Origin of the sequence: Rhodococcus sp. IEGM 1330, from assembly GCF_033142445.1 — a bacterium.
Classification (GTDB): Bacteria; Actinomycetota; Actinomycetes; order Mycobacteriales; family Mycobacteriaceae; genus Rhodococcoides.
In genome coordinates this window covers 124,489-138,225 of record NZ_JAWLSB010000010.1, presented here as the reverse complement: position 1 = coordinate 138,225, position 13,737 = coordinate 124,489, and the positions used below count along the sequence as shown (strand labels likewise).

Genomic DNA, 13,737 nt, shown 5'->3' with positions numbered 1-13,737 from the left:
CAGCTACTTCAAGGCCTGGTCCAGGTCCCCGATCAGATCCTCGGTGTCCTCGAGGCCGATCGAGATGCGCACGACGCCGTCGGTGATGCCCACTGCCGCACGGCCTTCCGGCCCCATCGCGCGGTGCGTGGTGGTGGCCGGATGGGTGATCAGTGTCTTGGAGTCGCCGAGGTTGTTGGAGATGTCGACGATGCGCAATGCGTCGAGCACCTCGAAGGCACGCTTCTTGCCCTCTCCCTCGGGAGCATCGAGCTCGAACGTCACGACGGTACCGCCGCCCGACATCTGCGACTTGGCCAGCTCGTACTGCGGATGTGATTGCAGGAAGGGATATTTCACCCAGCGCACCGACGGATGGCCTTCGAGGAACTCGGCGATCTGCAGCGCGGAATTCACCGAATGCCGCACCCGCACCGGCATCGTCTCCAAACCCTTGAGCAGCGTCCAGGCGTTGAACGGGCTCAGCGCTGGACCGGTGTGCCGCATCAGAGTCTGCACCGGACCGTCGATGTACTCCTTCGAGCCGAGGATCGCGCCGCCGAGCACCCGCCCCTGACCGTCGATGTGCTTGGTGCCCGAGTACACGACCACGTCGGCACCGAGTTCGAGGCTGCGCTGCAGCAGCGGCGTCGCGAACACGTTGTCCAACACCACCGTTGCGCCGGCCGCATGTGCCAGCTCGGAGACGCGTCGAACGTCGACCAACGACTGCATCGGGTTGGACGGGGTCTCGAAGAACACCGCCGTCGTCGGCACCGACAGCGCCTGCTCCCACTGCTCGAGGTCTTCACCGTCGACGAAGACGGTTTCGACGCCCCAGCGCGGCAGAATCTCGTTGCAGACGACGAAGCAGGAGCCGAAAAGGCTACGCGCAGCAACCAATCGGTCACCGGCCTTCAACAGCGCACCGAGTGCGGTGAACACCGCGGACATTCCGCTCGAGGTGCCGAAGCATGCCTCGGCACCCTCGATCAGACGCAGCCGCTCCTCGAACATCTTGACCGTCGGGTTGCCGTAGCGCGAGTACACGAAATGATCGATCTCGCCGGTGAACGCCTGCTCCGCAGCACCGGCACTCTCGTAGACGAAACCCGAAGAGAGATAGAGGGCTTCGGCGTTCTCGTCGAAGCCGGATCGCATCAGACCGCCGCGTACCCCGAGCGTTGCCTGACCGACACCCTCGGGCAGGGGCTTGTCGAATCCCCCACCTCGTGGAATCCCCTTGTCGCTTCGCTCCTGCCCGCCGCCCGGAATACTCACGACTGCCGCCAAGGCAACCCGACCGCACGCCAACCCGTGGCTCCGCGGTGGCCGTCGGCGTCGGTGGCACCTTCGAAACCGTCGAGCACGTTGTAGGACGGACCGATTCCCGCAGCCGTCGCGGCCTCGGCGGCACCGATGGATCGCTGACCGGAGCGGCACAGGAACACCACCGGTCGATCACCGTCCACGCCTGCGGCTTTCAAGTCGTCGACGAAGTTGGTGTTCCGGGCACCGTCGGGGAAGCTGACCCATTCGATCAAGTGAGTGGGGCGTTCGATGCCGGAGGTGTCGGGAACTCCGACGTACTGCCACTCGGCGCGCGTACGAACGTCCACGAGCACGGCCTCGGGGTTGCTCTGCAGCAACTCCCAGGCAGCTTCCGGGGTTATGTCACCTGCGTAGGTCACTTGATCAGCCTTCCGTCGCTTGCCGTTACGTCACACATACCCAGATCAGACATTGCACACCAGCCACTTGTCGTCGACGCGGACGAACTTCCACTCGTTGTCGGTCTGCACTCCGGATTTCTCTTCCTTCAGCGGGACCGTGACAACACCTCGATCGCCGTTGACCTCGTACGCCGACGGCACACCGTCGATGGACGACTCGCCGTTGCGCTCGACCTCACCTGATCGATCGGTTCGATACTGCGCATCGTCACCCGGGATCAGGCGCTCGACCTGATCGAAGCAGGTGTTCTGACGCAGCAGATCCGCGTCGCCGGTGTTCTGCGCTTCGAGGAATCCGTCGACGGCGTCGGTGAGCAGCTGTGCCTGCGTCACGTTGTTCTCCGCGGGGGCGAACTTCGACGCTGCGAAGATGCCGACGAGCAGAACGACGACGATGCCGACGGCGATGATGAACGGCCACGCGTTGGGCGGACGCTGCTCACCGGAGTCGGCGGCCGCCTCGGACGCGTTGTTGCGCGCTTCCTCACGACTGTCGACCCACTGTTGCCTACGTTCACTCCACGACGCCATGTAGGCAATCTTCCTCGATCCGACGGCTCTGTGTTCAGCTGGGTCCTGTCAGTGCGAGGGTCCGACGGGGATGTCTCCTCGCAACGTGATGCGGTGCATCTTGCGGTGCTCGGTGCCGTAGTCGCGGTTGGCGTAATGCGAGGTGCTGCGGTTGTCCCACAGCACCAGATCGCCCAGCCGCCAGCGGTGCCGCACGATGTGTTCGGGTTTGGTCAGGTGCGCGTAGAGCAGATCCAGGATTCCACGGCTCTCGGCCTCCGACACACCCACGATGTGGGAGGTGAAACCCGGATTGACGAACAGCCCCTTGCGGCCCGTTTCCGGGTGGACCCGCACGACGGGATGTTCGACGGGGACCAGCGCGGTGACTTCCTTGCCGTCCCACACGTTGCCCTTACCGCCGCGCTTCTGCGCGAGGTAGTAGCCGAATTCGCGGTTACCGTCGTGCATTGCGGTGAGTCCGTCGATCATTCGGCGGACCGGTGCGGACAGCGACTCGTAGGCGAGCTGACTGTCGGCCCAGTTGGTGTCGCCACCGTGCGGTGGCAGAACGACGGGACGCAGGATCGAGCCCATCGGCGGACGTTCCATGAACGTGACGTCGGTGTGCCAGACGTCGGCGAAACCGTTGTCCTGACTGTCGAGGGCGTAGACCTCGGGGGCGACGTGTCCGCTGTCGTGCACCGGGTGGCCCGCGGTGAGATCACCGAGCCTGCGACCGAATTCGATGTGTCCCGCGTCGTCGATGGACTGCCCGCGCAGCACGAGGACCTTGTATTCGGCGAGGGCTCGACGAACGGCGTGTATCTGTGTGTCGGACGCCGAGGCGACGTCGAGGCCGATGACCTCGGCACCGAACGATGGGCCGAGCTTGTCGACTGTGAGCGTGGAGGTCTGTTCCAGAGTGGTCATGTGTCCTCGAATCTGTGCACGGCCGGGCGCTGATCTTCGGCAACGCTGCCGTCGAGAGAGGGGTCCCGTCCTGCTGGAGGAGGGGAAGGGCGTCGGGTCAGGTCACCGACAACACATGTTGGTGCAGGTACGACAGAAGTCGACGGTGAACCGTCGGACCAGGTATGTCGTCTCCACAGAGCAATTCCTACCGGAAACCGGGAAATCCAGCAAGTTTGCCCACTGCCCCAGCTCAGGTTGTCCTTAATTTATGCTGGGGTGTCCGCACTTCCCTCGAAGAAGGTAGCTCGCTGCACATGACTGATCAGACTCGTCCACTCCGCGTCGCCATCGTCGGTGCCGGACCGGCAGGCATCTATGCCGCCGACGCGCTCATGAAGTCCGACCACAATGTCAGCGGACCGGGCGTGAGCATCGACCTCTTCGAGCGCATGCCCGCGCCTTTCGGACTCATCCGCTACGGCGTGGCCCCCGACCATCCGCGGATCAAGGGCATCATCACTGCACTGCACAAGGTGCTCGACAAGCCCCAGGTTCGCCTGCTCGGCAACATCGACTACGGCACCGACATCGCGTTGGACGACCTGCGTCGCTTCTACGACGCCGTCATCTTCTCCACCGGTGCCAACGCGGACCGCGCCCTGAACATCCCCGGCATCGACCTGGAGGGCAGCTACGGCGCCGCCGACTTCGTCTCCTGGTACGACGGCCACCCGGACGTGCCGCGCACCTGGCCACTCGACGCCGAGAAGGTCGCAGTCCTGGGCGTCGGAAACGTTGCCCTGGACGTCGCACGCGTCCTCGCCAAGACCGGTGACGAACTGCTCCCCACCGAGATCCCGGCGAACGTCTACGAGGGCCTCAAGGCCAACAAGGCCGTCGAGGTGCACGTCTTCGGCCGTCGTGGACCGGCTCAGGCCAAGTTCACCCCGCTGGAGCTGCGCGAGCTCGACCATTCGCCGAACATCGAGGTCATCGTCGCCCCTGAGGACATCGACTACGACGAGGGCTCCGAGCAGGCCCGCCGCAGCTCCAAGCAGATCGACATGGTCGCCAATACCCTGCAGGACTGGGCCATCCGCGACGTCGGCGCTCGCCCGCACAAGCTGTTCCTGCACTTCTTCGAGTCCCCGCACGAAGTACTCGGCGCGGACGGCAAGGTCGTCGGTCTGCGTACCGAGCGCACCGAGCTCGACGGCACCGGCAACGTCAAGGGCACCGGCAAGTACAACGACTGGGACGTTCAGGCCGTCTACCGCGCCGTCGGCTACCTCAGCCAGAACATCAGCCAGCTCCCGTTCGACGAGCAGGCAGGCACCATCCCCAACGAGGCCGGACGCGTCGTCGAGTCCCCGTCCTCGACCACACCCGTTCCCGCCACGTACGTCACCGGCTGGATCAAGCGCGGACCCGTCGGCCTCATCGGTCACACCAAGGGCGATGCCAACGAGACCGTCGCCAATCTGCTCGAGGATGCGCCGAGCTTCGTCGGTGCGGCCGAGCCGGACCTGGATGCCGTCACCTCGTTCCTAGAAGGCAAGCAGGTTCCGTTCACCACCTGGGACGGTTGGTACCGCCTCGACGCGCACGAGCGCTCACTCGGTGAGCCCGAGGGCCGCGAGCGCGTGAAGGTCGTCGAGCGCGAAGACATGCTCAAGGCCTCCGAGCCCGACAAGGCGTAGAGCGGCTGCGCCGCATGTGAGTGGAAATTCGTAGCAGGCTACGAAGTTCCGCTCACATGCGCGGAGCGCTCTATACCCGAACCGCCAGCAGCTTTCCCTCGGTCTCGATTTTGCGTTGATGTTCGTTGAAATCCGGTGCAGCGCAGACGAACAGGGTGCGGCCGTCGGATCCGCCGAGTCCGCAGGCGAAAACGCCGAGATCGAAGTCGAGCTGGTCGAGAATCTCCCCGCCCGGTGCCACGTGCAGCACTCGTTGCCCCAACGCGTCGGCGATCCACATCGTGCCGTCGGTGTCGATGCAGCAGCCGTCGGCGGCCACCTTCAGCTCGCTCATGGCAGTCGCCATATCCGTCGACGACGGCAGCTCGCCGAACGTCGCCCAGTCACGCCGCTCGCCCAGGGACCCGTCCTCCTCGATATCGAAGGCACTGACCCGGTTGCCGACCGTCTCGTCCACCAGCAGCTCGCCTGAAGCCGTGAACGCCATCCCGTTGGGGAAGTACAGATCCGAGGCCACGACGTGCGCGGAACCGTCCGGGTCGACGCGAATCAGGTCGGCCGTCTCGACGGGCGCGAAGTTCATCAGATCGAAGCCGAAGTTCCCGATGTACGCGCGGCCCTGCGCATCGACGAGCATGTCGTTGAGATTCGCCCGAACATACGTCGACAGATCGGCGTGCACGGTCAGCGTGCCGTCGTGCTCACGCAGTAGCAACTTGTAGTCGCGCATCGACACGATCAGCAGCCGCCCGTCGGGCAACCATCCCAGGCCCGACGGCTGATTGGGCACCTCGGCTTCGACTCGTACGTCGGAACCGTCCTCGAGGGCGGACACGACGCGATGGGAGTAGAAGTCCGATACCCAGATCCTCCCCTCGTGCCATCTCGGACATTCGAAGTAGGTGTATCCGTCGAGAACGACTGTGGTCTCCGGTTTCATGTTTCGAATTCAAACACCGCGAACGGTGGCTGCGACGCCGAATGCGTGAGCTGGCATGCTGGGGGCCGTGTTCGACGCCCACCTACACATCATCGACCCGAAGTTTCCGCTCATCGAGAACCACGGTTTCCTGCCCGATCCGTACACCATCTCGAACTACCTCTACGACGTCGACGGGCTCGGTATCACCGGCGGCGCGGTGGTGACGGGATCGTTCCAGGGCACCGATCAGACCTACCTGCTGGCCGCGTTGGAGACCCTGGGACGCGGCTGGGTGGGCGTCACTCAGATCGATCCGGAATGTTCCGACGAGGACATCGTCGCGCTGAACGACGCGGGCGTGCGCGGTATGCGGTTCAATCTCAAACGCGGCGAGACGGATCTGCAGATGCTCACCACTCAGGCGCGTCGTGTCCACGATCTGGTGGGGTGGCACGCCGAGCTGTACGTCGAGGCGTCCCTGCTGCTCTCGCTCGAACCCATACTCGCGAAGCTGCCGGCCGTGAGCATCGATCACCTGGGCCTGTCGACGCAGGGTCTGCCGTATCTACTGAACCTGGTCGACCGCGGAGTACGCGTCAAGGCAACGGGATTCGGCCGGGTGGACCTCGACATCATCGACACACTGCAGCAGATTCATCGCGTGAATCCCGCAGCGTTGATGTTCGGCACCGATCTACCGGGCACCCGTGCCCCGCGTCCGTTCTCGGAGACCGACATCGACATCATTTCTCACGCCGTCGGCGGCGATCTCCCGGCGGTGCTCGACGGCAATGCCCGGGCTTGGTATCGCGTCCCTTGATTCAGCAGGGCCCTTGATCTAGACGAGCACGGCTCCGCCGAGCCACACCGCCGAGGCGAGCAACGCGCCGAACAATTCCACCAGGATGGACAGCCCCGCGGCCTTGGTGGCGTGCACGGTCGATCGCCAGGCCTCGGAATGATTGCGATGCCTGGGCACTTCGGCCACGTAGACGCCGGCGATGAAGCCGATGAACAGACCGACGAGGGGGATGACGAAGAATCCGACGATGCCGAGCAGTCCGCCGATCATCAGCGATCGCATCGGGACGCCTGCCTCCCGCATCCGCCGCCCGGGCCAGGTGTATTTCACGACACCGCTGATCACCAGCAACACCGCCGCGATCGCGAAGACGGTCCACGCGGCGGCTCCGCCGGTGACCCACGCCCACACTGCGACGGCCGCGAAGATCAAGATGGTGCCCGGCAGAATCGGGACGACGATACCGACGAGGCCGACCAGAATCACCAGGCCGACCAGGACCTCACCGAGCACGCTCATGGGCTCAGTGTGCCCTGTCCCGGCATCTGACGCTGCGTCGGACGGCCGGATCAGACGGTGGGGCGAACCTTGCCCGCTGCCTCGCGTGCCCTGCTTCGCGCAGTCTCGATGTCCGAGGCCGTCGACACCGCAACGCCCATCCGACGCCTGACGAAACTCGTCGGCTTGCCGAACAGGCGAAGATCGGTCTCGGGGACAGCCAGCGCATCGGCGACGCCGTCGAAGTGAATGCCGTCCGCGTCGACACCGCCGTAGATCACCGCCGACGCACCGGGCGAGAGCAGAGTCGTGTCGATCGGCAGACCCAGTACGGCGCGGGCATGCAGCTCGAACTCCGAGAACCGTTGCGTACGAAGCGTCACCAGACCCGTATCGTGCGGACGAGGACTGACCTCGGAGAAGTACACGTTGTCGCCCTGCACGAACAATTCGACGCCGAACAACCCGCGCCCACCGAGCGCCGTCGTGATCCGCTCGGCAACATCGCGCGCACCGGCCAGGGCCGCGTCGGACATCGGTTGCGGTTGCCAGGATTCGACGTAGTCGCCGGATTCCTGCAGGTGCCCGATCGGCTCGCAGAACGAGGTTCCATTGGTCGCTCGGACGGTGAGAAGTGTTATCTCGTAATCGAAATCGACGAATCCCTCGACGATGACGCGACCGAGGTCGACGCGGCCGCCTTTGAGCGCGTACTCCCACGCCGCCTCGACATCGACCTCGGTGCGAACGACGGACTGCCCCTTGCCCGACGAGGACATGACGGGCTTGATGACGGCGGGAAAGCCGATGGTGGACAAGGCTTCTCGCACGCCCGCCAGCGAATCGGCGAACGCGTACGGTGACGTCGGCAGCCCGAGCTCCTCGGCCGCGAGACGCCTGATGCCCTCTCGGTTCATGGTCAACTGCGTCGCGCGAGCTGTCGGGATCACGACGCTCCTACCCCGCGCTTCGACCTCGGCCAGGGCATCGGTCGCGATGGCCTCGATCTCCGGCACCACGAAATCCGGCTGCTGCGAATCGATCAGCGCCAGTAGTTCTTCGGGGTTGCTCATGTCGATCGTGAACGCGTGATGGGCCACCTGATGACCAGGGGCGTTGTCGTAGCGATCGACGGCAATCACCTCGACGCCGAGGCGCTGGAACGCGATGATCACCTCTTTGCCCAGCTCACCTGAGCCGAGCAGCATCACCCGGGTGGCCCCGGGAGTGAGCGGAGTACCGATACGGACGGGATCTGGGGCAGTCACAGCCCTATTATCCACACCCCAATCGGTTGGACGACCTAGTACAAGTTAGTCTCCATTCACATTCGCAGCTGACGAGTCGGAACGAGGCAAATAACGTGTCGAACACTGGTGGACCACTCGCAGGGCTCCGCGTAGTCGAGCTCGCGGGCATCGGGCCCGGCCCACACGCCGCACTCCTCCTGGCCGACCTCGGCGCAGACGTCGTACGCGTCCAGCGTGCCGGGCAGATCTCTCCCCACGACCACCAGCTGCGCAGCCGCACCATCGTCGAGGCGAACCTCAAGGATCCGGCCGACATCGAGAAAGTGCTGGGTCTGGTCGAACGCGCCGACGTGTTGATCGAGGGCTTCCGCCCCGGCGTCACCGAACGACTCGGCCTCGGACCCGACGACGCCCTCGCCCGCAACCCGCGCCTCGTCTACGGTCGCATGACCGGCTGGGGCCAAGAAGGCCCGTGGGCGCAGACCGCAGGCCACGACATCAACTACATCTCCGTCACCGGCGTACTGAACGCAATCGGCCGCGAGGGCGAGCGGCCCGTGCCACCGATGAACATGGTCGGCGACTTCGGCGGTGGCTCGATGTTCCTCGTCTTCGGCATCATGGCGGCGCTCTACGAGCGACAGAACTCCGGAGAGGGACAGGTGGTCGACGCGGCCATGGTCGACGGCACCGCCGCACTCTCGCACATGATCTGGGCCTGGCGTGGCGTCGGAGCCTGGAGCGACGAGCGTGGCACCAACCTGCTCGATACCGGCGCACCGTTCTACGACACCTACGAGACCTCCGACGGCCAGTACATTGCAGTCGGCTCGCTCGAGCCGCAGTTCTACGCCCAGCTGCTCACCGGTCTCGGCCTCTCCGATGCAGACCTTCCCCCGCAGATGGACAAGTCACGATGGCCCGAACTGCGCGAGAGATTCACCACGACGTTCCTGTCCAAGACCCGAGACGAATGGGCCGCGATCTTCGACGGCACCGACGCGTGCGTGTCACCGGTCCTCACCTTCGCCGAGGCCCCGAACCACCCGCACATGAAGGACCGAGATTCGCTGATCGACATCGGCGGCGTCACCCAACACCGGCCGGCTCCTCGATTCTCCCGCACCGCAAACGAAGTCCCGACGCCACCGCCCGCCACGGCAACCGACATCGCGTCGGTCTGGGTATAGCTCGGGTCAGAACACCAGCGCCGGCTGTTCCGATTCGGAGCTGGGGGCAAGGGCTCGGTACGCAGCAGCCGTGGCCATCACCGCGGCCCGCAGCTCCTGCGGCTCACGGGTGTACGGCAACCTGAGGTAGCGCTCGAACGCACCCTCGACGCCGAATCGCGGGCCTGCCGCCAGCACTGCGCCGAATGCGGGCGCGGTGGCGGCGAGCGCGCTCGACACCGGTGCAGGGAGCTGCAACCACAGCGACATGCCGCCCTCGGAGCGGCGGTAGCGCCAGTCCGGAAGATGTTCGGCCAGAGCATCTTCGAGTACGTCGCGGCGCTCGCGCAGGTGCGTTCGGCGTAGCTCGAGCGCAGGTTCGGCGTCCTGCAGCAGGAACGACGACGCCAACTGATCCATGATCGAGGTGCCGAGGTCGTGCGCTGCCCGCGAGCCTGCCAGCTGCGAGACGAGCGACGGATGCGCCCTGATCCAGCCGATACGCAGGCCGCCCCAGAACGACTTGGATGCCGAGCCGATCGTGACGATGTCGGACCCCGAGACCCGCCCGAACGACGCGACCGGCGGCGGCGGCGGGGCGTCCAGCCACAGATCGACCATGGTTTCGTCGACGATGAGCGTCATGCGGGTGTCGCGCGTGATGCGTGCGAGTTCGGCCCGCCCCTCGGCACCCAGCACCTGCCCGGTGGGATTGTGGAAGTCCGGGATCAGGTACGCAACCTTGGCTGCGGTTTGCCTTGCAGCACTGCGGATCCCGTCGAGATCCCAGTCGCCGTCGGCCGGACGTACCGGCACCGGTACGGGACGGGCACCCACCCGCCTGATGGCTTCGAGGGCGTTGGGGTAGGTCGGGTGATCGATCAGCACCCGGTCACCCGGCGAGGTCAAGGTGCCCAGTAGTAGCCGAACTGCTTGCTGTGCACCGGAAGTCACCATGATCTGATCGGCCGTCGTCGGCAGGCCACGCGCGACGAAGCGTTGCGCGATGGCCTCCCGCAGCACCGCCAGACCGATGGGCTCCATGCCGTGCGTCGGCAGATAGGTCGGAAGTGCTTGCAGCGCAGACTCGTACGCCGCGGTCATGGTGCCGTCCGCCGCTGCCATCGCTGCGTGAGACATGTCCACGACCGGACCCGATGGCGATGTCGACTGGATCAACAATCCGTTGGGGGTGGGTGCAGCGGGCAGCGCGACGGTACTGCGCGAGCCCTGCTTGCTGATCAGATAGCCCTCGTCGCGCAGCACCGAATACGAGGACGTGATGGTGGTACGACTGAGATCGAGAGCCGCCGACAGATCACGCTCACTGGGCAGACCGACACCGAGCGGAATGCGACCGTCGTGAATCAGTAGTCGAACGCCATCGGCCAACGCGCGATACGTCGGACGCGACGCCTTGCGCCTACCGGATCCATCCGAGGACGCGTCGCCGCGCCAGCTGCCGAGATCGCGGGCCAGTGACGTTGCATTGAGAACTCTCGAGGCCATGCACCCCAGTATTCGCCCACTGGCCTCCCACTTTCAAGTCCATTACGCATTCCACTGGACTGCCGCTCGGGGTCAGGTGGATACTGGACCGATGCCGTGCCGCACGCTCTTCGATACCGCCATCGGCCGCTGCGGAATCGCCTGGACAGCCGACGGAGTGCTCGCAGTCGCCCTGCCCGAGCCGTCGGATGAGGCGCTGGTGGACTACCTGACCGGCTTCGGTGCAGCGGAAGGACCTGTCGATGCGCTCGCGGCCGACGCGATCGAGCGAATTGTCGCACTGCTCGATGGACGGACTGTCGACATGAGCCCGATTCCGCTGGTGCTGGACATCTCGGAGTTCGACGCCTCGGTGTACACCGTATGTAGCGGGATTCCCCGGGGCGCGACGCTCACCTACGGCGACATTGCCCGCCGACTCGGCCACCCCGGAGCGGCCCAAGCCGTGGGTGGTGCGCTAGGACGTAATCCTGTGCCGATCATCGTCCCGTGCCATCGGGTGCTCGGCGCAGGCACGGAAGTCGGTGGCTTCTCGGCACCGGGTGGTACGAATACCAAACAAAAGATTCTCGGTATCGAAGAGGTGCCGGGATTCGACGAGCCGACGTTGTTCTGAATTACTACATATTCGAACGAAACTGTTCGTCCGAATAAACCTGCCGAAACGGGGACTTGGTCCGGATTTCAGGCAGATATACCGAGAGCCGCGATCGGAGTATCGACTGCCGACACCGTTACGGCTTCCGGCCCTGGGCTGACATCGGATTCCTCCGAACGACCGCCGATCGTGAATGCACCCACATCCGGCAACCACCCGATAGCCCCGCGCTGAAAGAGGTTGTACCGACCGGAACCAGTGGGCGTTGGACGCTCATTGCTGATCGGATAGCCAAGTGCGCCATAGGGTCCGCCGTGGCCGAGGTACCAGTCGAGGATCGGACCATGAACCTCGTGGGCACCGCCCTCCGGAAGGGCGAATACGGTGGCGCGCGTGAATTCCAGCATTCCTCCACCTTCGGGACCCAGCATGAATTCACCGGCCTGTGCGCCGATCCAAGGATGTTCGTAAGCGAAGCGATCGAATTGGTAGCCGAAAACTTCCAATCCATTGTAATTCTCAGTCATCGCCCGACCTTTCGTCGCCCAACCTGGTCGCAATTATCCACGCCGACGAGCAGATGCGCAGTTCGATTCGGACATATATGTAAATGAGCGCTATTGCAGGAGCGCGAGAATGTCTGCCGGAATCTGATCCGTGTCCGCCGGATCGATCACCGTGCGAGACCACGAACCGCCGGTGCCGTCGAGACGAGCGAGCTGATCGGGACCGAGTAGCCACAGCTGATCCCCCGCCGACCAGTTCACGCCGTAGCCGTATGCCTCACTGGAACTGGCGGGAGCGCTGTACTGGATTGCTCCGCTGGCGTCGACGATCTGCAGAGTCGCAGCGCCGTCGATGTCGACGACCCGGGCAGTCGACGCACCTGACGGCGAGGTCACCGGGGCGGACAGAGCCGCGGGAGCCGGCGTGGTGGTCGTGGTGGTCGGCGGCGGCATTGGCACAGTCGTTGTTGTGGTTGCAGGAGGAATAGTCGTCGTTGTCGGAGGGACGGTCGTCGTGGGCACCACGGATTCGGTGGTGCCGGTCGGGGCCGTCGTCGTCGGCGGAGGGGCCGTCGTCGAGAGCACGGTCGAGGGCGTCGACGGTGCCAGCGCCTGCGGGGCACTTCGGGCGGCTGCACCGGCCGGAGCACTGGCAGGTGCCGGCGTGCTGGAAATGCAGGTCGTGATCGCACCCGTTAAGAAGTTGACCGTCCACGTACCTGCCGACGCCGAACGAAAATCTCCCAGCCTGGCGCGAAGAGTGAACGTCCTGTCGCCGATCATCGCTGTAGTGAAAAGTGACCCCACGTCATACGTTCTCGTCGCAGCGGCGGACGGACCCAGGATGATCGGATTGGTCACACCGGTTGCTGCAGGTGTGAAGTCGAGTTGATAGCTGTAGGCGGTGTTGACGTTCGGCCAACTCAACCGAGCACCGACCAGGAAGACGTTGGTGCAATTGAACGACGCCGGTCTCAGCAGAAGGGTTCTGAACTCCCCGCTGGTTGCAACTGCCGAATCACCCAACTGTGCAAGCGTGGTGGGGACGTGCGTCGACGACAGGCCCACCGCGCTCAACGTCGCCACCGCGATCATCATCGTAAGCGGAGTTCTGCTGTGCCTACCCCTGGGTCGATCCTGTTCTCCGCCTTCGGGTTCCGCTGTAATCGTGCGGCCCCTTCCAGGTGACCACGCGACCATCAGCAGCACGCCCACCAGAACGCCGCCGGCGAACACGGCCACCGGGCCGCTCAACCAACTGACCGCGTAACCGAGTTTCGGCACGCTGGCGACCACCCGCCCGACCTCCGAGACGATGTACGACTCCGAGTCTCGCTCTGCGTTGGCGTCTCCTCGGAGGAACAACTGGGCGCTGTCGGTGCCGACTGCGCCGATCTCCACGACCCGGTGCGTGATACGGCTGCCGGCTGCGTTGGTGACGTTGACGATGTCACCGACCCGTACCTCGGTCGCCGCGGTCTCCTTGCTGATGGCCAACGCCCCGGTATCGATCGCGGGAGCCATGGATCCCGATCGGAACACGAGCGGCGTCACTCCGAACAGAAGCGCACAGGCGGCGATCGATACGCACAGCAGACCAGCGAGCGCCCCGACCGTGAGTGCAACCTCGCGAACGACGTTTCGTC

14 protein-coding genes are annotated in these 13,737 nt (G+C 64.9%); 4 read left to right on the top strand and 10 right to left on the bottom strand.

Annotation, left to right across the window (positions count from 1 at the left end; all coding sequences use genetic code 11):
* Positions 1–3: 3 nt before the first annotated feature.
* From R4P57_RS21710 to R4P57_RS21695, 4 genes are read right to left on the bottom strand one after another with little or no spacing between them, the layout of a single operon-like run.
* Complete coding sequence (locus R4P57_RS21710) at positions 4–1,218, bottom strand: O-succinylhomoserine sulfhydrylase (protein WP_317804996.1); 1,215 nt, start codon at positions 1,216–1,218, stop codon at positions 4–6.
* Positions 1,219–1,256: 38 nt separating this feature from the next.
* Complete coding sequence (locus tag R4P57_RS21705; protein ID WP_037190430.1) at positions 1,257–1,670, bottom strand: rhodanese-like domain-containing protein; 414 nt, start codon at positions 1,668–1,670, stop codon at positions 1,257–1,259.
* Positions 1,671–1,715: 45 nt separating this feature from the next.
* On the bottom strand, positions 1,716–2,243 hold the full coding sequence (locus R4P57_RS21700; protein ID WP_317804921.1) for a hypothetical protein: 528 nt from the start codon (positions 2,241–2,243) through the stop codon (positions 1,716–1,718).
* A gap of 48 nt (positions 2,244–2,291) precedes the next feature.
* On the bottom strand, positions 2,292–3,155 hold the full coding sequence (locus tag R4P57_RS21695) for a TauD/TfdA dioxygenase family protein (protein ID WP_317804919.1): 864 nt from the start codon (positions 3,153–3,155) through the stop codon (positions 2,292–2,294).
* A gap of 296 nt (positions 3,156–3,451) precedes the next feature.
* On the opposite strand from R4P57_RS21695, the gene R4P57_RS21690 reads away from it, so the two are divergent.
* Entirely contained in the window at positions 3,452–4,837 is a 1,386-nt protein-coding gene (locus tag R4P57_RS21690) for an FAD-dependent oxidoreductase (protein WP_317804918.1), read from the top strand.
* 70 nt (positions 4,838–4,907) lie between these two features.
* Here the strand turns inward: R4P57_RS21690 and R4P57_RS21685 are convergent, their stop codons facing one another.
* On the bottom strand, positions 4,908–5,777 hold the full coding sequence (locus R4P57_RS21685; protein WP_317804917.1) for an SMP-30/gluconolactonase/LRE family protein: 870 nt from the start codon (positions 5,775–5,777) through the stop codon (positions 4,908–4,910).
* Positions 5,778–5,844: 67 nt separating this feature from the next.
* Here R4P57_RS21685 and R4P57_RS21680 point away from each other — a divergent pair, with 67 nt between their 5' ends.
* The gene (locus R4P57_RS21680) at positions 5,845–6,579 is read left to right on the top strand and encodes an amidohydrolase family protein (protein WP_317804916.1); all 735 of its coding nucleotides are present in this window, start codon (positions 5,845–5,847) and stop codon (positions 6,577–6,579) included.
* 18 nt (positions 6,580–6,597) lie between these two features.
* On the opposite strand, the gene R4P57_RS21675 is transcribed toward R4P57_RS21680, so the two are convergent.
* Positions 6,598–7,080, bottom strand: coding sequence for a DUF456 domain-containing protein (locus tag R4P57_RS21675; protein ID WP_317804915.1), 483 nt, complete (start codon positions 7,078–7,080; stop codon positions 6,598–6,600).
* Positions 7,081–7,130: 50 nt separating this feature from the next.
* Positions 7,131–8,327 (bottom strand): formate-dependent phosphoribosylglycinamide formyltransferase, encoded by a 1,197-nt coding sequence (purT, locus tag R4P57_RS21670; RefSeq protein ID WP_317804914.1) that lies wholly within the window; start codon positions 8,325–8,327, stop codon positions 7,131–7,133.
* Between the two features lie 95 nt (positions 8,328–8,422).
* On the opposite strand from purT, the gene R4P57_RS21665 reads away from it, so the two are divergent.
* Positions 8,423–9,499, top strand: a complete 1,077-nt coding sequence (locus R4P57_RS21665; RefSeq protein ID WP_317804913.1) for a CaiB/BaiF CoA-transferase family protein — start codon at positions 8,423–8,425, stop codon at positions 9,497–9,499.
* 6 nt (positions 9,500–9,505) lie between these two features.
* On the opposite strand, the gene R4P57_RS21660 is transcribed toward R4P57_RS21665, so the two are convergent.
* Positions 9,506–10,987 carry a PLP-dependent aminotransferase family protein gene (locus R4P57_RS21660; RefSeq protein ID WP_317804911.1) on the bottom strand — a complete coding sequence of 494 codons (1,482 nt, stop codon included), beginning with the start codon at positions 10,985–10,987 and terminating at the stop codon, positions 9,506–9,508.
* A 91-nt stretch (positions 10,988–11,078) separates the two neighbouring features.
* Here R4P57_RS21660 and R4P57_RS21655 point away from each other — a divergent pair, with 91 nt between their 5' ends.
* Positions 11,079–11,603, top strand: coding sequence for a methylated-DNA--[protein]-cysteine S-methyltransferase (locus tag R4P57_RS21655; protein WP_317804910.1), 525 nt, complete (start codon positions 11,079–11,081; stop codon positions 11,601–11,603).
* 68 nt (positions 11,604–11,671) lie between these two features.
* On the opposite strand, the gene R4P57_RS21650 is transcribed toward R4P57_RS21655, so the two are convergent.
* Positions 11,672–12,112 (bottom strand): hypothetical protein, encoded by a 441-nt coding sequence (locus R4P57_RS21650; protein ID WP_317804909.1) that lies wholly within the window; start codon positions 12,110–12,112, stop codon positions 11,672–11,674.
* A 90-nt stretch (positions 12,113–12,202) separates the two neighbouring features.
* A complete protein-coding gene (locus R4P57_RS21645) occupies positions 12,203–13,615 on the bottom strand; it encodes a S24/S26 family peptidase (protein ID WP_317804908.1) in 1,413 nt (470 codons plus the stop codon).
* Between the last annotated feature and the right edge of the window lie 122 nt (positions 13,616–13,737).

What these genes read in the sequence shown, in the direction of transcription:
- R4P57_RS21695 (WP_317804919.1), bottom strand. Translation starts at nt 3,155, where the DNA reads ATGACCACTCTGGAACAGACCTCCACGCTCACAGTCGACAAGCTCGGC.
- R4P57_RS21650 (WP_317804909.1), bottom strand. Translation starts at nt 12,112, where the DNA reads ATGACTGAGAATTACAATGGATTGGAAGTTTTCGGCTACCAATTCGAT.
- R4P57_RS21660 (WP_317804911.1), bottom strand. Translation starts at nt 10,987, where the DNA reads ATGGCCTCGAGAGTTCTCAATGCAACGTCACTGGCCCGCGATCTCGGC.
- R4P57_RS21700 (WP_317804921.1), bottom strand. Translation starts at nt 2,243, where the DNA reads ATGGCGTCGTGGAGTGAACGTAGGCAACAGTGGGTCGACAGTCGTGAG.
- R4P57_RS21675 (WP_317804915.1), bottom strand. Translation starts at nt 7,080, where the DNA reads ATGAGCGTGCTCGGTGAGGTCCTGGTCGGCCTGGTGATTCTGGTCGGC.
- R4P57_RS21685 (WP_317804917.1), bottom strand. Translation starts at nt 5,777, where the DNA reads ATGAAACCGGAGACCACAGTCGTTCTCGACGGATACACCTACTTCGAA.
- R4P57_RS21645 (WP_317804908.1), bottom strand. Translation starts at nt 13,615, where the DNA reads ATGGCTCCCGCGATCGATACCGGGGCGTTGGCCATCAGCAAGGAGACC.
- R4P57_RS21655 (WP_317804910.1), top strand. Translation starts at nt 11,079, where the DNA reads ATGCCGTGCCGCACGCTCTTCGATACCGCCATCGGCCGCTGCGGAATC.
- R4P57_RS21690 (WP_317804918.1), top strand. Translation starts at nt 3,452, where the DNA reads ATGACTGATCAGACTCGTCCACTCCGCGTCGCCATCGTCGGTGCCGGA.